Below are 17,526 nucleotides of genomic sequence, written 5' to 3'. Positions count from 1 at the left end.
GGGGAAGTGGGACGTGCGGCACAATCGGCAGCCGTGACAGGCGACGAGGTGGACGCGATCGTCGAGCAGTGGCGGCGGGAACGACCAGGTATGCGGCCCGAGCCGATGGCCGTGTTCGGCCGCATCTACCGGCTGGCCCGGCTGGTCGGCGACGACCAGGAGAAGGCGTACGCGGGCTGGGGCATCGGCCGGGGCGAGTTCGACGTGCTCGCAGCGCTGCGGCGCTCCGGATCGCCGTACACGCTGGCGCCGAAGGCACTCGCCGCCTCGCTGATGCTCACCTCCGGCGGCATGACCGGGCGGCTCGACCGCCTGGAACGAGCGGGCCTGGTGCGGCGCTCGCCGGACCCGGCCGACCGGCGGGCGCTGCGGGTCACCCTCACCGACACCGGCCGCCGGGTGGTCGAGGAGTCGGCCGAGGCCGGGCTCGCGGTGCAGCGGCGGATCCTCGACGCGCTGCCGCCCGCCGACCGGGACCGGCTGGCCGATCTGCTACGCGCGTTGCTCGCCGCGGCCGAGGCCGGGCCCGCGGATCCGGCACAATGATCGGCACCGCCACCGCCCGGAAGGACAACCGTGCCCGCCACCGAACCGACGATCGTCGCCACCAGCATGGGATTCGCCAGCCGTCGCCGTGGCCCCTGGGACGCGCGGCCCAGCGCCCTGTTCGACCTGATGGCCGACCTGGCCGGGGCCGGTGACGCGCCCCGCGTCTGCTACCTCGGCCAGGCCACCGGCGACCAGCCGACCGGGTTCACCGTCTTCTACGGCGCCTTCGCCGGCACCCGGTTCCGCGCCTCCCACCTGGCGCTCTACCCGATGCCGAACGTCGAGGACATCCGCGCGCACCTGCTCGCGCAGGACATCGTCTGGGTCGGCGGCGGCAGCGTGGCGAACCTCTGCGCGGTCTGGCGGGTGCACGGCCTGCCGGAGATCCTGCACGAGTGCTGGCAGGCCGGCGTGGTGCTCGGCGGGGTCTCCGCCGGCTCGATCTGCTGGCACACCGGCGGCGCCACCGACAGCTACGGCCCGGCGCTGCGACCCTTCACCGAAGGGCTGGGCTGGCTCCCGTACGGCAACGGCGTGCACTACGACAGCGAGGAGCAGCGCCGTCCGCTGATGCACCGGCTGGTCGCCGACGGCACGCTGCCGGCGAGCCACTGCACCGACGACGGGGTGGGGCTGATCTACCGGGGCACCCGGCTGGCCGAGGCGGTGGCGGACCGTCCCGGCGTGGCCGCGTACGAGCTGGTCCGCGCCGAGGACGGCACCGCCCGGGAGACCCGGATCGAGCCGCGCCTGCTGTCCGCCGCGTCGCAGTGACCGGCGTCGCGGACCTGCCTGCCCGGCGTGAGCGGCGAACCGCGTAAGCTGGTTCGTCGTGAGTCTCACCATCGGCATCGTCGGCCTGCCCAACGTGGGCAAGAGCACCCTGTTCAACGCGCTGACCAAGAACGACGTGCTCGCCGCGAACTACCCGTTCGCCACCATCGAGCCGAACGTCGGCGTGGTCGGGCTGCCCGACGAGCGGCTGGCCAAGCTGGCCGAGATCTTCTCCTCGCAGAAGGTGCTGCCGGCGCCGGTCTCGTTCGTCGACATCGCCGGCCTGGTCCGGGGCGCGTCCAAGGGGCAGGGCCGGGGCAACGCGTTCCTCGCCAACATCCGCGACGCCTCGGCGATCTGCCAGGTGGTGCGCGCGTTCTCCGACCCGAACGTGGTGCACGTCGACGGCAAGGTCTCCCCGGCCGACGACATCGAGACGATCAACACCGAGCTGATCCTCGCCGACATCCAGACGCTGGAGAAGGCGCTGCCCCGGCTGGAGAAGGAGGCCAAGCTCCGCAAGGACCGGGCCGCCGCGGTCGAGGCGGCCAAGAAGGCGGTCGAGGTCCTCGACAACGGCGTGACCCTGTACGCGGGCGCCGCCGCCGCGAAGGTCGAGCTGGAACACCTGCGTGAGCTGCACCTGCTCACCACCAAGCCGTTCCTCTACGTCTTCAACGTGGACGAGGCTGAGCTGGGCAACGAGGAGTTCCTCGACGAGCTGCGCGGCCTGGTCGCGCCCGCCGAGGCGATCTTCATGGACGCCAAGATCGAGTCCGAGCTGGTGGACCTGCCCGAGGACGAGGCCCGCGAGCTGCTGGAGTCGATCGGGCAGTCCGAGCCCGGCCTGAACCAGCTCGTCCGGGTGGGTTTCCGGACGCTCGGGCTCCAGACGTACCTGACGGCCGGCCCCAAGGAGGCGCGGGCCTGGACCGTCCCGGTCGGCGCGACCGCGCCGGAGGCCGCCGGGGTGATCCACAGCGACTTCCAGCGCGGCTTCATCAAGGCCGAGGTGGTCTCCTACGACGACCTGGTCGAGGCCGGATCGATGGCGGCGGCCAAGGCCGCCGGCAAGGTCCGGATCGAGGGCAAGGAGTACGTCATGCAGGACGGCGACGTGGTGGAGTTCCGCTTCAACGTCTGACACCCGAGCTGGGCTATTTGGGGAAGATGAGCACGAGCAACGCCGGACGCCCATGGACCGCGGTGGACCCTACCGCCGCTCACGGCCCCTGAGTCACGAGCGATGAGCCCCTCTGCAAGCGACGCCGCCTTGGTGCGCCGTCACCTGGTCGGCGCCTGATCAACCCGGTGATCAAGGGGTTTACGTCATCCGGACCGCGCCGACCGGACACAAACTCCTTGATCATCGGAACCGGACCCGGGGGTCAGATCCTGGGGCTGCGGCGTTCGATCAAGGTGACGTCCCGCCAGGTGCCGTGGTGGCGGCCCACCCGCTCGCGGGTGCCGACCACCCGGAAGCCGCACGTGGCGTGCAGCGCGAGACTCGCGGTGTTCTCCGGGAACACGCCGGACTGGATGGTCCAGATCCCGGCCGCCTCGGTGGAGGCGATCAGCGCGTCCAGCAGCAACCGGCCGACGCCGCGCCCGCGCGCCTGCGGGTGCACGTAGACGGAGTGCTCCACCACGCCGGCGTAGACGCAGCGGTCCGATACCGCCGAGCAGGCCACCCAGCCGAGCACCGCACCCGTCTCGTCGAGCGCCACCCAACGGTGGCCGGGCAGCCGGGTGGCGGTGAAGCGCGCCCAGACCGGCGGCTCGGTCTCGAACGTGGCGTTCCCCTCCGCGATGCCGAGGCGGTAGATCTCCAGCACGACTTCGGCGTGCGAGTCGTCCATGGCGGCGACGGTGACGGTCATCGGCCCCTCCTGTCCGGACCCGGCGGTCGTCAGCGTAGTCGCGCGACTGCCCGAATCGAGGGCTTGAGGGTGGCCGCCGCCCGCCGGCCGAGGGGCCAGAGCGGTAGCGCCCGGCCCCTCGGCGTGCGGGCGCTACCGCCGGTAGACGGAGATGTGCGAGCGGCTGTCCTCGTCGAACGGCGTCCGGTCCCAGTCGGCGTACCGCTCGGTGAGCCGCAGCCCGGCCCGCTCGGCCAGCTCGTCGATCTGCTCCGGCCAGGCGTACCGCATGGCGAACGGCTTGAGGTGCACGCCGTCGGCGTCGAACGTGACGGTCTGGCGGACGAACGTCTGCGCCGCCCGGTCGTACCGGTGCAGGCGGATGGTGGCCGAGTCCTCGGCGACCTCCCGCACCTGGACCTGCTCGTCCCGGTCGAAGTCCGCCGGGTCGGGCACGAAGGTCTCGGTGACGAACGCCCCGCCCGGCGCGAGCACCCGGGCGACGTTGCGGAAGCACGCCGCCTGGCGCTCCTCCGAGACCAGGTTGAACAGGGTGTTGAACACCAGGAAGACCAGACGGTACGGCCCGGCGACCGGGACGTCCGCCATGTCGCCGACGGTGACGGGCATGTCCGCGCCGCCCGGCTTGGCGCGCAGCTGCGCCACCATCTCCGGGGACGCCTCGACGCCCTCCACGGCGAGGCCGCGGGCGGCCAGCGGCAGGGCCACCCGGCCGGTGCCGACCGCCAGTTCGAGCACCGGGCTGCCCTCGGCCAGCGGCGCGAGGAAGTCGACGGCCGGAGCGGGGTCGGGATTGCCGGGGCCGTCGTAGGTGGCGGCCCAGAGCCGGCCGAACAGGCCGGGATCGTCGAAGACGGACATCACGCGCTCTCCCGCCGGGCGGAAGGAACGCGACGCGGCGAGAGGTCAGTGACCTCCGCCGGAATGGGGTACGACAACACGAAGCCTCGTTTCGGATGGGGTGACGACGGGTCGGCTGGGCTTCGCAGCGTGTGGCATGGCGGTGCTCCCTCCGGTCGGCTTCGAAGGGTTCAGCAGACCAGCAACGGTGCCGGAGGGACAACCGGATTACGCCCGCAGCGCGTCGTCCACTCCGGCCTCCCGGCGGCCGAGGTGCACCGGGTCACGTCCGGTGAGCACGTCCACGGCGGCCTTGACGCACGCCCCGTACTCCCGGGTGGAGCTGATCCGCCACTGGCCGGCGTGCCGGCGGGCGGTGTCGTCGCCGACGCCGACGGCGTCGATGCCGGCGTCGCGGCAGAGCGCCACCGCGCGCGGCAGGTGGAACGACTGGGTGACCACAGTGGCCCGCCGCACCCCGAAGACGCGGTGCGCGCGCACGCACGAGTCGTACGTGTCGAACCCGGCGTGGTCCAGCACCGTCTTCTCCGCCGGGACGCCCCTGTCGACGAGCCAGCGCCGCATCGCGCCCGGTTCGTCGTAGTCCCGGTCCATGTTGTCGCCGGAGAGCAGGAGCACCTGGACCTTGCCGGCGGCGTACAACCGGCGGGCGATCTCCAGCCGGCCGGCCAGGAACGGTGCCGGCGTGCCGTCCGGCGCCACCTTGGTGCCCAGCACCAGGGCGACCGGCGTCTGCGGGACGTCCGCGGCGTCGAACAGGCGACCCTCGGCGGCGCCGCGGACCCAACTCACGCTGGCGACCGTGGCGGTGCCAAGCAGTACCACGGCGGCCATGGCGAGCACCAGGAGGCGGCCGGCCAGCCGTACGGCCCGCCGGCGGTCGCCCCAGGCCCGCCATCGCCCTGCCAGCCCTCGCATGGCGGCGATTGTGCCAGGCGGGGTCAGGAGATGTGGTGCAGGATGACGTTGTGCACGTGGTGGCTCTTCTCCGCGCCCCGGAACTCGACCTCGTAGGTGTGCGTGCCGACGTGCACCGCGATCGACCCGGTGGAGAAGAACGAGCCACCCCAGGACTTGTTGCTCACCACGCTCACGCTGGTGATCTTCGAGTACGGGATGCTGGTGATGGCGTACCGCTTGCCGACGAAGGAGCGGTCCTGGATGATCACCCGCCGGTCGGTCAGGCCGATGAATCCGGTGCCGGTGCCCACCGCGTCGTAGACGGCGATGATCTGCTCACCGGGCAGCAACCCGCTCTGGATCTGCTGGAACTGTTCCTTGCGGTCGTACGTGGGGCCAGACATGCACCCGAGGGTAGGCGGGGCGTGCCAACGGCTCAGGGTTCGGTGACCGCGCGGACCGCATCCTCGATACGTGCCGCGAGCAACACCTCACCCTCGGTCAGTGGCTCGCCGTCGCCGTGCCCGAGCCTGATCTGCGTACGGTCGGCCCGGCGGCTGATCTCGGGACGCAGTCGCAGTGCGTCGGCCACCACCGCCACCCGCTCGGTGAGCGCGGCGTGCTGGGTGTCGTCGAGGACGATGGTGCGGCGGATCTGTTCGCCCTCGCGCGTCCATCCGGACAGCAGGGCCAGTGCGTCGCTGAGGTAGTCGTGCTTCGCTCGGCCGCTGAACAGCACGCGCATCACCGCACCTCCCAGGCGTCGTTGCCGGCTTGTGGCCAAATCGTCGCCATCCCGTGTCCCAGTCGACGCCCTCTAGTCTCTCGCCGCTCAGATGGTGTGTCCACGCCCACACTTCCGTGTTCTGCTGACCTGACGGCGGACGCAGCTACCCAAACCGCCGATTGATCTGGCACGCTGGTGGCCCGTGCGGACCGAACGGGTTAGCGGAAGCGGGCAGGCCGACCGGCGGGAGCCGAGGGTGGTCGTCGGAGCGGCGATCATCGATGGCGGCCGGGTGCTGGCATGCGAGCGCTCCGCGCCCCCCGAGGTGGCGGGGCGCTGGGAGTTTCCGGGCGGAAAGGTCGAGCCGGGCGAGACCGAGGTCGACGCGCTGGCCCGGGAGTGCGCCGAGGAACTGGGCGTACGGGTGGCGGTCGGCGCGCGCGTCGGCCGGGACGTACGGATGGCGCACGGCCGGTCCGTGCTGCGCGTCTACGCCGCCCGTCTGCTGCACGGCGACGAGCCGAAGGCACTGGAGCACGCCGAACTGCGCTGGCTGTCCGCCGCCGAGCTGGACAGCGTCGCCTGGCTGCCGGCCGACGTGCCGATCGTGGCCGCGCTGCGGCCGCTTCTCGACGCCCCCTGAGCGAACGCGCCGCGGGCCGGTTCGCCCGGCGAACCGGACAGCCGGGCAGGGACGGGACGAGGGCCCGCGGCTCGTGCCGCCGGCCCCCGTCATCGTCGCGCTGCTGTTCAGTGCTTCGGCTCGTCCTGCTGCGGGTGAGCGAAGTTGAGGTGCTCCGGCGGCAGCGGGAACGTCACGTCGTCGCCGAACGGGGACGGCGCGGCGGCCTTGTTGAAGGTCAGCTCGGTCAGCGGCAGCTTGCCGCTGGCGTCCACCGCCGGGGCGGTCGGGTGCGGCACCTCGCGGTGCCAGTTGACGCCCTGCTGGGCCTGACGCTCGGCGGCGCTGTCGTGCGAGCCGCCCGCGTGCGAGTGCACTCCGCCGACGTGCGGACCACCGCCGTGCGCGTGCGCCCCGCCGTGCGTCCCTCCGGACGTGACGGCACCGCTCGAATGCCCGCTGGTCGCGCTGGTCTGAGGCACCTGACCCCTCCGGAAGATCTTGTTACCGAGCCACACAAGGGGATCGTACCTGCGGTCGACGACCCGTTCCTTCATGGGGATGATCCCGTTGTCGGTGATCTTGATGTGCTCGGGGCAGACCTCGGTGCAGCACTTGGTGATGTTGCAGAAGCCGAGCCCCATGTCCGACTGCGCGTACTCCCGGCGGTCGGTGCGCGCGTCGAGCGGGTGCATGTCCAGCTCGGCCGCCCGGATGAAGTACCGGGGACCGGAGAACGCCGGCTTGTTCTCGTCGTGATCGCGGATCACGTGGCAGACGTTCTGGCACAGGAAGCACTCGATGCACTTGCGGAACTCCTGCGAGCGCTCGACGTCGACCTGCTCCATCCGGTAGTCGCCGGGCGCCACGTCGGCCGGCGGCGCGAACGCCGGGGTCTCCCGGGCCTTCTCGTAGTTGAACGAGACGTCGGTGACCAGATCCCGGATCACCGGGAAGGTGCGCAGCGGGGTGACCGTGACGGTCTCGGACTCCTCGAACGTCGACATCCGGGTCATGCAGCCCAGCCGCGGCTTGCCGTTGATCTCCATCGAGCAGGAGCCGCACTTGCCGGCCTTACAGTTCCACCGGCACGCCAGGTCGGGCGCCTCGGTGGCCTGGAGCCGGTGGATCACGTCGAGGACCACCTCGCCCTCGTTGACCTCGACCGTGTAGTCCTTCAGGTCGCCGCCGGTCTCGTCGCCCCGCCAGATGCGGAACTGGCGCTTACTTCCCATCAGTTGTTCGCCTCCTCGGTGAGGGCGTCGAACTCGGCGAGTTCCTCGTCGGTCAGGTACTTGGCCAGCTCGGCCCGGTCGAACAGCCCGATCAGCTCCGGCCGCATCTTCGGCAGCGGCTTGCGGGTCAGCCGGACCGCGTCCCCGTCCAGCGAGCAGACCAGGTTGACGCTCCGCCACTTCGGGTCCATCGCCGGGTAGTCCTCCCGGGTGTGCCCGCCGCGCGACTCCTGCCGCTCCAGCGCCGCCATCGCGGTGCACTCCGAGACCACGAGCATGTTGCGCAGGTCCAGCGCCAGGTGCCAGCCCGGGTTGTAGCGCCGGGTACCGACCGCGCTCACCTTCGCCACCCGCTCCCGCAGCTCGGCCAGCCTGCGCATGGCGTCTTCGAGCTCACCCTCGCGCCGGATGATCCCGACCAGGTCGCCCATCACCGCCTGGAGGTCCTGCTGGAGCTGGTACGGGCTCTCACCGGTGTCCCGCTGAAGCGGCGCCAGCGCCGTCTCCACGGCGGCCTCCACCGCGGCCACCGACACCGCCGGGCGGGTGGTGAGCTGGTCGGCGTACGTGGCGGCGTGCCCGCCCGCGCGCTTGCCGAACACCAGCAGGTCGGACAGGGAGTTGCCGCCGAGCCGGTTGGAGCCGTGCATGCCGCCGGACACCTCACCGGCGGCGTAGAGACCGCGCACCGCGCCGTACGCCGCGCCGGAGTCCGGGTCCACCTCGACGCCGCCCATCACGTAGTGACAGGTCGGGCCGACCTCCATCGGCTCCCTGGTGATGTCGACGTCGGCCAGCTCCTTGAACTGGTGGTACATCGACGGGAGGCGGCGGCGGATCTCCTCGGCCGACTTACGGGAGGCGATGTCCAGGTAGACGCCGCCGGCCGGCGTACCCCGGCCCTCCTTGACCTCGCTGTTGATGGCGCGGGCGACCTCGTCGCGGGGCAGCAGCTCCGGCGGACGCCGGTTGTTGTCCGGGTCGGTGTACCAGCGGTCCGCCTCCTCCTCGGTCTCCGCGTACTGCTTGCGGAACACGTCCGGGACGTAGTCGAACATGAACCGCTTGCCCTCGGAGTTCTTCAGCACCCCGCCGTCGCCGCGTACCGACTCGGTGACCAGGATGCCCTTCACCGAGGGCGGCCAGACCATGCCGGTCGGGTGGAACTGGAGGAACTCCATGTTGATCAGCGTGGCCCCGGCGCGCAGCGCCAGCGCGTGGCCGTCGCCGGTGTACTCCCACGAGTTCGAGGTGACCTTGTAGGAGCGTCCGACGCCGCCGGTGGCCAGCACCACCGCGGGCGCCTCGAACAGGACGAACTCGCCGGACTCGCGGTAGTAGCCGAACGCCCCGGCCACCCGGTCGCCGTCGAGCAGCAGCTCGGTGACAGTGGTCTCGGAGAACACCCGGATCCGCGCGTCGTAGCTGCCGAACTCCTGCTTGTCCTCCTGCTGGAGCGAGACGATCTTCTGCTGGAGCGTACGGATCAGCTCCAGGCCGGTGCGGTCGCCGACGTGCGCCAGGCGCGGGTACTCGTGGCCGCCGAAGTTGCGCTGCGAGATCTTGCCGTCGGAGGTGCGGTCGAACAGCGCGCCGTACGTCTCCAGCTCCCAGATCCGCTGCGGCGCCTCCTTGGCGTGCAACTCGGCCATCCGGAAGTTGTTGAGGAACTTGCCGCCGCGCATGGTGTCCCGGAAGTGCACCTGCCAGTTGTCGCGCGAGTTCACGTTGCCCATCGCGGCGGCGGCGCCGCCCTCGGCCATCACCGTGTGCGCCTTACCGAACAGCGACTTCGAGATGATCGCGGTCTTCTTGCCGGCCAGCCGGGCCTCGATCGCCGCGCGCAGGCCGGCGCCACCGGCCCCGATCACGACGACGTCGTAGTGGTGTCGTTCGATTCGCGTCTCAGTCATGTCCAGGCTCTCAGTTGATGAACCGCAGGTCGTTGATCCAGCCGGCGGCGACCGCCATCACGTAGAAGTCGGTGAGCGCCAGGGTGCCCAGGGTGATCCAGGCGAGCTGCATGTGCCGGACGTTCAACCAGGACACCCCGGTCCACGCCTTGTAGCGCATCGGGTGCTTGGAGAAGTGCTTGAGCCGCCCGCCGATGATGTGCCGGCAGGAGTGGCAGGAAATCGTGTACGCCCACAGCATCACCACGTTGACCAGCAGGATGATGTTGCCCAGGCCGAAGCCGAAGCCCTCGGGGGAGTGGAAGGCGAGGATCGCGTCCCAGGTGTTGATCAGCGAGATGATCGCGGCGGCGTAGAAGAAGTAGCGGTGCAGGTTCTGGCCGAGCAGCGGGAACCGGGTCTCGCCGCTGTACGACTGGTGCCCGTCCGGCACCGCGCAGGCCGGCGGCGACAGCCAGAACGACCGGTAGTACGCCTTGCGGTAGTAGTAGCAGGTCAGGCGGAACAGCAGCAGGAACGGCAGGGTGAGCGCCGCGTCCGGGATGATCCACCAGCCGGGCAGGAACTGGCCGAAGTGCGAGGAGCCCTCGACACAGCGGTCGGTGACGCAGGGGGAGTAGAACGGCGTCAGGTAGTGGTACTGCTCCACCCAGTACCACTTGTGCATGAAGACCCGGACCGTCGCGTAGATGACCCACGCGCTGAGCCCCACCACGGTGATCAGCGGGGCGAACCACCATCTGTCGGTCCGCAACGTCTTCGCCGCGATGGCGGCGCGTGCCCGCCCTCCCCGCGGCTGCGGTCTCGGCGTCCTGGCCGACGTAGTTGTCATTCGAGTCATCTCCCTGACGTCACTGTCACGTCCTGCGCACGCGCGAGGCCACACCGGCGAACCGGTGCGGCTAAGTGACACACGTTACGCCGATCTTCACGGCCCGGCCGCGCAACGCAGTGTCCCGTGTGTCCCGCAGCTTGGAAAGAGTCGAATCATGATCAATGTGTTGGGTCGGCCGAACGGCGCGCCGACCGGTGGCCCGGCGCGCCCGGCGGCGCACCGGGTCACCCGGACGCACCGCCGGTGAAGTGCCAGGAGGACAGCCGCAGCGCGGGCGCCTCGTACCAGGAGCCGTCGACGCGGCCCGGCTGGCGCGCAGCCGTCCGGCCCAGGCCGAGCACCAGGCCCGACCCCAGCGCCCGGGGGTACGACTCGGTGAACCGGAAGTCGCGCACCGCCCGGGTCGGCACGCCGTCCTCGACCAGCCACACCCCGTTGCGGGTCAGCCCGGTGACCACCAGTTGCTTCGGGTCCAGCACCCGCGTGTACCAGAAGTCGCTGACCAGCAGCCCGCGCCGCATCCCGGCCACCAGCGCGGCGGTGTCCGGGTCGCCCACCGCCCCGGTCACGCCCGCGCTCACCGGCCCGGCGGCGACGGCCGCGCCGGCCCCGGCCCCGGCCGCCAGCAGGCGGATGTTGTGCGGGATCGGCCCGAACGTCGCGCTGCCCGGCATACCGTGGCCGGTGGACCCGGCGCCCGCCTCGGCGCCGCCGCGCCTGTCGTACGCCACCGCCCCTGTGGTGCCGCCCTCGACCAGTGGCAACGACCGGCGGGGTGTGCCCTCCAGGTCGAACGGCAGCGTGCTGGCGTGCAGCGGGTCGTCCACCAGCGTCACCGAAGGGTCGAACTGTGCGGTGCCCGGCTCGGCGAAGGACTGCCGTTCGGCGTACCGCTTGCCGTTGAAGCCGTACCAGGCCAGGTTCTGCAACAGGTCGGCGACGGCAGCCGGTTCGAGCACCACCTCGTAGTGCCCCGGCGGCAGCTCGACCGGTGCGGCCGCGGCGCGTGCCTTGGCCGCCGCGCGGGCGCCGAGCGCCGCGCCGTCGAGATCGGCCAGCCGGTCCGCACAGAGCCGCGCCACCCCGTCGGCGCCCCCGGCGCGCGCGATGCCGTCCATCGCCGCCTCGGCCGCCCGGCCCACAGCCGTGTGCCCGGCCGAGTTGGCGAACGCCCCCGACCGGTACGCGGTGCGGCAGTAACCGGCCGCCTCCAGGCCCTCGACCGCCTCGACGAACGCGCGTACCCGCTCGGCCCGCTCATCCGGCGAGGCGAACGCGGTCGCCTCGTCGGCGGCCGGGCCCGACGGCACGGGCGTCGGCGCGGTGAGCCCCGGCCAGGCCGGGTCGGGCGGCGCGAGCCGGGCCGCGGCCCGGGTCCGCTCGACGAGCACGGCCAGCCCGTCGGCGTCGACCCGGCTGCCGCTGCCGGTCGCGGTCCGCCCGTCCACGTGCAACCGCAGGTGCACCGAGACGCCGGTCTCGGACACGTTCTGGTGGATGAACGAGTTGGCGAACCGGGTCAGCGCCAGGTCGGAGCGGGTCACCACCACCTCGGCCTCGGCGGCCCGACCGGCCGTCTGCCGGACCAGGTCCACCACCCCGGCGGCGATCTCCAACTCGGCGCTCATGCCGCGCTCGCTCATGCCGTCACTCCGCTTCGCTCCGTGCCGTCATGAGGCACCTTTGCGCTGAGCTGGCTGATTCGCTCGCCGCGCTCGCTCATGCCCGCACCCCCACCCGGACGCCGCGGAACCGGGCCGGCGCGGCCGGGTGGCCGGTGTGCCCGACCTGCCCGGGCTGCCCCTTCCCGCAGTTGGGCGTGCCCCAGGCGACCGTCTCCGAGGAGAGCATGTCCATCGAGCGCCAGAAGACCGGCCCGATGCCGGTGTAGGTCGGGTTGCGCAGCATCCGCCCCCGGCGACCGTTGCGCACCTCCCAGCCGACCTCGCAGCCGAACTGGAAGTTGAGCCGCTTGTCGTCGATCGACCAGGACCGGTTGATGTCCATGAGCACCCCGTCGTCGGTGGCCGCGATGATCTCGTCGAGTGTGTGCGGGCCCGGTTCCAGGCCCACGTTCGTCATCCGCACCATCGGCAGCCGGGCCCAGCCGTCGGCCCGTACGCTGCCGCCGTAGTCCAATCCGGCGACGGCGGCCGAGTCCCGGCCGGCGAGCACCCCGACCCACCGCCCCTCGCGGACCGCGTCCCGGGCGACCGCCGGGGAGCCCTCGTCGTCGAAGCCGAAGCTGCCCAGCGCGCCCGGGATGGTGGGGTCGATCGTCACGTTCATCAGCTCGGACCCGTAGCGCAGCGAACCGAGGCGGGCCAGGTCGAGCCAGGACGTGCCGGCGAACGCCGCCTCCCAGCCGAGGATGCGGTCCAGCTCGATGGCGTGCCCGACCGACTCGTGGATCTGCAACGCGAGCTGCTCGCCGCCGAGGATCAGATCGGTCTCGCCGGCCGGGCAGAGCGGCGCGGTGAGCAGCTCGCGGGACTCCTCAGCGATCCGCGCGGCGTGCGCGCCCAGGTCGAGCGAGGTGACCAGCTCCCAGCCGGTGGTGCCGTACTGCCCGCGATAGCTCGGGTAGGACCGCCGCTGGGTCTCGCCGTCACCGATCGACGTGGCCGAGATGCCGCCGCCGCACTCCCGGATGCGCTGGTCGATCCGGTGGCCCTCGCTGGAGACGAACCACTTCGAGGTGTCCCAGATCTGGTAGAGCCCCTCGGCCAGGTCGGCGCCGTGCTCACGCATCGTCGCCGTGGCCCGGACCAGCAGGTCGCCCTTGTCCGACAGCGGCACCCCGAGCGGGTCGACCGCGCAGTCCGAGGCCCAGCTCGCCACAGTCGCCTCGGCCGGCACCAGGTCGATCGGCGGGCCGGGAACGCGCGCGCTCGCGGTGGCGATCGCCGCGGCGCGCCGGCCGGCGTCGCGGGCCGCGGCGTCGGACAGATCGGGTACGGCGTGGAAGCCCCAACCCGATCCGACGAGCGCGCGTACGCCCAGCCCGATGCTCTCGTCCTGGCTCAGCTCCTCGATGTCGCCGTTGCGTGCCGACATCGACTCGTAGCGGCGGTGCATGACGCGGGCGTCGGCGTACCGGGCGCCCGCGTCGAGAGCGGCCTGGACGGCGGCGGTCGCCGCGTCGAACTCGCTCATACGCTGTCCTGATGGGTCGCTCGCTGACGCTCGCTCATGCCGGCACTCCGCTGCGCTGCGTGCCGGCATGAGGCACCTTCGCGCTGCCCCGATGATTCGCTCGCTGACGCTCGCTCATGCGCCCGACCCTAGGCGAGCGGGCCGACATCCGTCAGGGGACGAGATCCTCCGGACGGATCGTGGCCCGGACGGGCTCGGTCAGCTCCAGCACGGAGCCGGGTTTAGTCACCGACACCTCCCGATAGTGCCGGCCTTGTCGCCGGTGGAGGTGCAGTGTGCCGGTCCCCTGCTCCACCAGCAGGTACCACTCGATGCCCGCGGCGGCGTAGTAGTGCATCTTGAGCACCTTGTCGGTTGCCGTATTGCCCGGTGAGATGACCTCACACACGAGCCGCACGTCCCGCGCCTCGATCATCGGCTCGTCGAAGTCGATCGGCTCGGTGACGACCAGGTCGGGAATCGGTATGCGGCCGGGCCGGAGCCGGACGTTCACCGTCTCCAGCAGTTCCAGGCCGGCGGGCCTGGCAGCGGCCTCCAGCAGATTGCCGAGGTTCCGCTGGATTCGCTGGTGCCGCGGAGTCGGTGCCGGTGTCACGTGCAGGCTCCCGTCGAAGAGTTCGACGCGTTGCCGCGTCTCGCCGAGGGCGAGGTACTCCTCTTCGGTCCACGGGCCGTCGTGGCCGAACACCGCCGCGGTCATTGGTCGCCTCCACCTCGTGCCGACAGGAATGGTCCCTTCGTCACCGGGACCATGGTCGCACCCTCGGTGCGACGACGAGGCCGGGATGCCCAATCGCCGCCGTGGATGTCCCAGGTGAGGGGAGTGCGATCGGGAGACCGAGTCGTTACGCTCGGTCCGCTGACAGACCGCTCGATGTAGCTTATTTTCGCCTGTGGGGATTTGCTGTAGGTTCTCTTCATTGCCGAGGGGAGGCGGTCAATGGGCAGATCGGAGGCGGTGCCGTCCGGGGAGCCGGACCGCCCGGAGGTGCCGGAGCAGCGCTCCGGCGACGGTCCCTATCTCCAGGTCAGGGATCTGCGGGTGCGGTTCGACACCGAGGACGGTGTGGTCAAGGCCGTGGACGGGGTGTCGTTCGCGGTGGAGCGGGGTCGCACGTTGGGTGTCGTGGGGGAGTCCGGTTCCGGTAAGAGTGTGACGTCGCTGGCGATCCTCGGTCTGCACAACGCGAAGCGCACGACCATCTCGGGGGAAATCTCGGTGGGTGGGCGTCAGTTGGTGGGCCGGGGTGAGGAGGAGATTCGTCGGTTGCGGGGCCGGGACATGGCGATGATCTTCCAGGATCCGTTGTCGGCGTTGCATCCGTACTACTCGGTGGGGAAGCAGATCGCCGAGGCGTACCGGGTGCACCACCCGGGGGCCGGGAGGCGAGAGGCCCGGGCGCGGGCGGTGGACATGCTGGGCCGGGTGGGGATTCCGCAGCCGGCGAGGCGGTTCGATCAGTTTCCGCATGAGTTCTCCGGTGGGATGCGGCAGCGGGCGATGATCGCGATGGCGTTGGTAAACGACCCCGACCTGCTGATCGCGGACGAGCCGACGACGGCGCTGGATGTGACGGTGCAGGCGCAGATCCTGGACCTGCTGGCGGATCTGCAGGAGGAGTTCCGGTCGGCGATCGTGTTGATCACCCACGACCTGGGTGTGGTCAGTCAGGTGGCTGATGACGTGCTGGTGATGTACGCGGGCCGGGCGGTCGAGCACGGCAGTGTGGCGCGGGTGTTGCGGGCGCCGCAGCATCCGTACACGTGGGGGTTGTTGTCGAGCGTGCCGTCGTTGCACGGTGACGCCGACGCGGACCTGCTGCCGATTCCCGGTAACCCGCCCAGTCTGATCAACCTGCCGTCGGGGTGCGCGTTCCATCCGCGCTGCCGGTGGGCCGGCGTCAACGGTGACCGGTCCCGTACCGAGGTGCCCGAGCTGCGGGAGGCCGGAGTGCCGGGTCACCTGGTGGCCTGCCATCTGTCGGCGGGGGATCGGGAGCGGATCTACCGCGACGAGGTCGCCCGGGTGGGGGTGGCCCGATGAGCGCCGAGGCCGAGCCGCTGCTGTCGGTGCGGGGTCTGACCAGGCACTTCCCGGTGCGTCAGGGCTTCCGTGCCAGGGGTGCCGTCCGGGCGGTGGACGGGCTGGACTTCGATGTGCGGCCGGGTGAGACGCTCGGCCTGGTGGGGGAGTCGGGGTGCGGGAAGACCACGACCGGGCGGATGCTGGTGCGGCTGCTGGAGCCCACCGCCGGCAGCATCTCCTTCGCGGGGCGGGACATCACTCACGCGAAACGGGGTGAGCTGCGCGGGCTGCGGCAGGATCTGCAGATCATCTTCCAGGACCCGTACGCGTCGCTGAACCCCCGCCACACGGTCGGGCGGATCGTGGCGATGCCGTTGCAGGTCAACCGGATCACCCCACCCGGTGGGATCAAACACCGCGTGCAGGAGTTGCTGGAACTGGTCGGGTTGAACCCGGAGCACTACAACAGGTATCCGCACGAGTTCTCCGGCGGGCAACGCCAGCGCATCGGCATCGCCCGCGCCCTGGCGCTGAAACCGAAACTGATCGTGGCCGACGAACCCGTCTCCGCTCTCGACGTGTCGATCCAGGCGCAGGTCATCAACCTGCTGCGCACCCTGCAACGCGACCTCGACCTGGCGTTCGTGTTCATCGCCCACGACCTCGCCGTCGTGCGGCACTTCTGCCACCGCGTCGCGGTCATGTACCTGGGAAAGATCGTCGAGATCGGCGACCGCGACACCATCTACACCCACCCGCAGCACCCGTACACCCGGGCGCTGCTGTCCGCGATCCCCGACGTCACCACCCTCGGCCCCGCCGGGCGTATCCGCCTCACCGGCGACGTCCCCACCCCCCTCAACCCACCATCGGGCTGCCGCTTCCGCACCCGCTGCTGGAAAGCCACCGACCGGTGCGCCGCCGAAGAACCCGCCCTGACCGTCCGCGACGGCGGCGGACAACTCACCGCCTGCCACCACCCGGAGAGCGGACCGGTCGGCGTGCCGACCGGCGAAACCGTGGAGGTGTCCCCATGAGCCTGTCGCCGGTCGAGGGCGTCGCGCTCGCCGAGATCGAGTCGCCCGATGAGGGCGACGACAGCGGCAGGACGGAGTTCGTCGGCCGGTCACCCGGCCAGCTCGCCCTCGCACGGCTCAAGCGGGACCGCACCGCGCTGATCAGCGGCGGCCTGCTGGCGTTCTTCGTGCTGGTCGCGCTCGCCGTCCCGCTCATCGAGGCGCTGTACGGGGTGGGGCCGAAGGAACAGTTCCAGAACCGCCTCGACGGCTACGGCATGCCGTTGGGCTACGCCGGTGGCGTGACCGGGGAGCACTGGTTCGGACTGGAGCCCGGTCTCGGCCGGGACATCTTCATCCGGATGGTGCACGGCCTGCGGACGTCGCTGTTCATCGCGTTCGCCGCAGCCGTGCTGACCGCCGTGATCGGCGTGACGCTCGGAACGCTCGCCGGCTACCTGGGTGGCTGGCTGGACACGGTGATCAACTGGATCACCGACCTGACCCTGGCCATGCCGTTCCTGATCATCGCGCTGGCCCTGATGCCGACCGTCGCGCTGCGCTTCTACGGCCAGCGTGAGGCCGTACCGGCGTACTTCCAGATCGGTGTGCTCATCGCGATCTTCGCCCTGTTCGGCTGGACCGGCACGGCCCGGCTGGTCCGGGGCCAGATCATCGCGCTGCGCGAACGCGAGTTCGTGGAGGCGGCGCGGGCCAGTGGCGCGGGCCTCGGGCACATGTTGTTCCGGCAGTTGCTGCCGAACGCCTGGGCGCCGATCCTGGTCGCCTTCTCGCTCGCGGTGCCGCAGTACATCACCAGCGAGGCCGCGTTGTCGTTCATCGGCGTCGGCCTCACCGACGAGACGCCGAGCTTCGGCCGCATGATCTACCGCAGTCTCGACTACCTGCAGACCGACCCGGCGTACGTCTTCTTCCCGGGCATCACCATCTTCGCGCTCGTGTTCGCCTTCAACCTCTTCGGTGACGCGCTGCGCGACGCGCTCGACCCGAAGTCGTCCCGGTAGGAGGCCG

The 17,526-nt window shown here is 71.1% G+C and carries 18 protein-coding genes; 7 read left to right on the top strand and 11 right to left on the bottom strand.

Annotated elements, in window-relative coordinates:
* Nucleotides 1-33: 33 nt before the first annotated feature.
* From GA0070215_RS00995 to ychF, 3 genes are read left to right on the top strand one after another with little or no spacing between them, the layout of a single operon-like run.
* Nucleotides 34-546: a MarR family winged helix-turn-helix transcriptional regulator gene (locus GA0070215_RS00995; RefSeq protein WP_091040964.1), complete on the top strand. Its 513-nt coding sequence runs from the start codon at nt 34-36 to the stop codon at nt 544-546.
* Nucleotides 547-576: 30 nt separating this feature from the next.
* On the top strand, nt 577-1,323 hold the full coding sequence (locus GA0070215_RS00990) for a Type 1 glutamine amidotransferase-like domain-containing protein (RefSeq protein ID WP_091040962.1): 747 nt from the start codon (nt 577-579) through the stop codon (nt 1,321-1,323).
* 58 nt (nt 1,324-1,381) lie between these two features.
* Complete coding sequence (ychF, locus tag GA0070215_RS00985; RefSeq protein ID WP_018784691.1) at nt 1,382-2,467, top strand: redox-regulated ATPase YchF; 1,086 nt, start codon at nt 1,382-1,384, stop codon at nt 2,465-2,467.
* Nucleotides 2,468-2,711: 244 nt separating this feature from the next.
* Here ychF and GA0070215_RS00980 read toward each other — a convergent pair whose 3' ends face one another.
* The 5 genes from GA0070215_RS00980 to GA0070215_RS00960 all read right to left on the bottom strand — a co-directional run bounded on the left by GA0070215_RS00980 (nt 2,712) and on the right by GA0070215_RS00960 (nt 5,709).
* The gene (locus tag GA0070215_RS00980) at nt 2,712-3,203 is read right to left on the bottom strand and encodes a GNAT family N-acetyltransferase (RefSeq protein WP_018784692.1); all 492 of its coding nucleotides are present in this window, start codon (nt 3,201-3,203) and stop codon (nt 2,712-2,714) included.
* 132 nt (nt 3,204-3,335) lie between these two features.
* Nucleotides 3,336-4,064, bottom strand: coding sequence for a class I SAM-dependent methyltransferase (locus tag GA0070215_RS00975; RefSeq protein ID WP_091040960.1), 729 nt, complete (start codon nt 4,062-4,064; stop codon nt 3,336-3,338).
* A 207-nt stretch (nt 4,065-4,271) separates the two neighbouring features.
* Nucleotides 4,272-4,982 (bottom strand): SanA/YdcF family protein, encoded by a 711-nt coding sequence (locus tag GA0070215_RS00970; RefSeq protein ID WP_091040958.1) that lies wholly within the window; start codon nt 4,980-4,982, stop codon nt 4,272-4,274.
* 23 nt (nt 4,983-5,005) lie between these two features.
* A complete protein-coding gene (locus GA0070215_RS00965; RefSeq protein WP_018784695.1) occupies nt 5,006-5,368 on the bottom strand; it encodes a PH domain-containing protein in 363 nt (120 codons plus the stop codon).
* A gap of 32 nt (nt 5,369-5,400) precedes the next feature.
* The gene (locus tag GA0070215_RS00960; RefSeq protein WP_018784696.1) at nt 5,401-5,709 is read right to left on the bottom strand and encodes a 4a-hydroxytetrahydrobiopterin dehydratase; all 309 of its coding nucleotides are present in this window, start codon (nt 5,707-5,709) and stop codon (nt 5,401-5,403) included.
* Between the two features lie 184 nt (nt 5,710-5,893).
* Here GA0070215_RS00960 and GA0070215_RS00955 point away from each other — a divergent pair, with 184 nt between their 5' ends.
* Nucleotides 5,894-6,334 (top strand): (deoxy)nucleoside triphosphate pyrophosphohydrolase, encoded by a 441-nt coding sequence (locus tag GA0070215_RS00955; RefSeq protein ID WP_196806675.1) that lies wholly within the window; start codon nt 5,894-5,896, stop codon nt 6,332-6,334.
* Nucleotides 6,335-6,441: 107 nt separating this feature from the next.
* Here the strand turns inward: GA0070215_RS00955 and GA0070215_RS00950 are convergent, their stop codons facing one another.
* The 6 genes from GA0070215_RS00950 to GA0070215_RS00925 form a co-directional block, all read right to left on the bottom strand.
* Nucleotides 6,442-7,548, bottom strand: coding sequence for a succinate dehydrogenase/fumarate reductase iron-sulfur subunit (locus GA0070215_RS00950; RefSeq protein WP_018784698.1), 1,107 nt, complete (start codon nt 7,546-7,548; stop codon nt 6,442-6,444).
* Entirely contained in the window at nt 7,548-9,461 is a 1,914-nt protein-coding gene (locus tag GA0070215_RS00945; RefSeq protein ID WP_091040956.1) for a fumarate reductase/succinate dehydrogenase flavoprotein subunit, read from the bottom strand. Before GA0070215_RS00945 ends, GA0070215_RS00950 begins: the two co-directional genes overlap by 1 nt.
* A gap of 10 nt (nt 9,462-9,471) precedes the next feature.
* Nucleotides 9,472-10,293: a hypothetical protein gene (locus tag GA0070215_RS00940; RefSeq protein WP_026267706.1), complete on the bottom strand. Its 822-nt coding sequence runs from the start codon at nt 10,291-10,293 to the stop codon at nt 9,472-9,474.
* Between the two features lie 227 nt (nt 10,294-10,520).
* On the bottom strand, nt 10,521-11,939 hold the full coding sequence (locus tag GA0070215_RS00935; RefSeq protein ID WP_018784701.1) for a TldD/PmbA family protein: 1,419 nt from the start codon (nt 11,937-11,939) through the stop codon (nt 10,521-10,523).
* 76 nt (nt 11,940-12,015) lie between these two features.
* Complete coding sequence (locus GA0070215_RS00930) at nt 12,016-13,452, bottom strand: TldD/PmbA family protein (RefSeq protein ID WP_091040954.1); 1,437 nt, start codon at nt 13,450-13,452, stop codon at nt 12,016-12,018.
* Between the two features lie 151 nt (nt 13,453-13,603).
* Nucleotides 13,604-14,152, bottom strand: coding sequence for a Uma2 family endonuclease (locus GA0070215_RS00925; RefSeq protein ID WP_091040952.1), 549 nt, complete (start codon nt 14,150-14,152; stop codon nt 13,604-13,606).
* Between the two features lie 240 nt (nt 14,153-14,392).
* Between GA0070215_RS00925 and GA0070215_RS00920 the strand changes: the two genes are divergently transcribed.
* From GA0070215_RS00920 to GA0070215_RS00910, 3 genes are read left to right on the top strand one after another with little or no spacing between them, the layout of a single operon-like run.
* Nucleotides 14,393-15,496, top strand: a complete 1,104-nt coding sequence (locus GA0070215_RS00920) for an ABC transporter ATP-binding protein (RefSeq protein ID WP_091040950.1) — start codon at nt 14,393-14,395, stop codon at nt 15,494-15,496.
* Nucleotides 15,493-16,515 (top strand): ABC transporter ATP-binding protein, encoded by a 1,023-nt coding sequence (locus GA0070215_RS00915; protein ID WP_091040948.1) that lies wholly within the window; start codon nt 15,493-15,495, stop codon nt 16,513-16,515. The genes GA0070215_RS00920 and GA0070215_RS00915 overlap by 4 nt, the downstream gene beginning before the upstream one ends.
* Nucleotides 16,512-17,519 (top strand): ABC transporter permease, encoded by a 1,008-nt coding sequence (locus tag GA0070215_RS00910; RefSeq protein WP_091040946.1) that lies wholly within the window; start codon nt 16,512-16,514, stop codon nt 17,517-17,519. The genes GA0070215_RS00915 and GA0070215_RS00910 overlap by 4 nt, the downstream gene beginning before the upstream one ends.
* Nucleotides 17,520-17,526 lie beyond the last annotated feature (7 nt).

This window comes from Micromonospora marina (genome assembly GCF_900091565.1).
Lineage (GTDB): Bacteria > Actinomycetota > Actinomycetes > Mycobacteriales > Micromonosporaceae > Micromonospora > Micromonospora marina.
The sequence above is the reverse complement of the archived record's forward strand: the minus strand, read 5'-3'. Positions and strand labels throughout refer to the sequence as shown.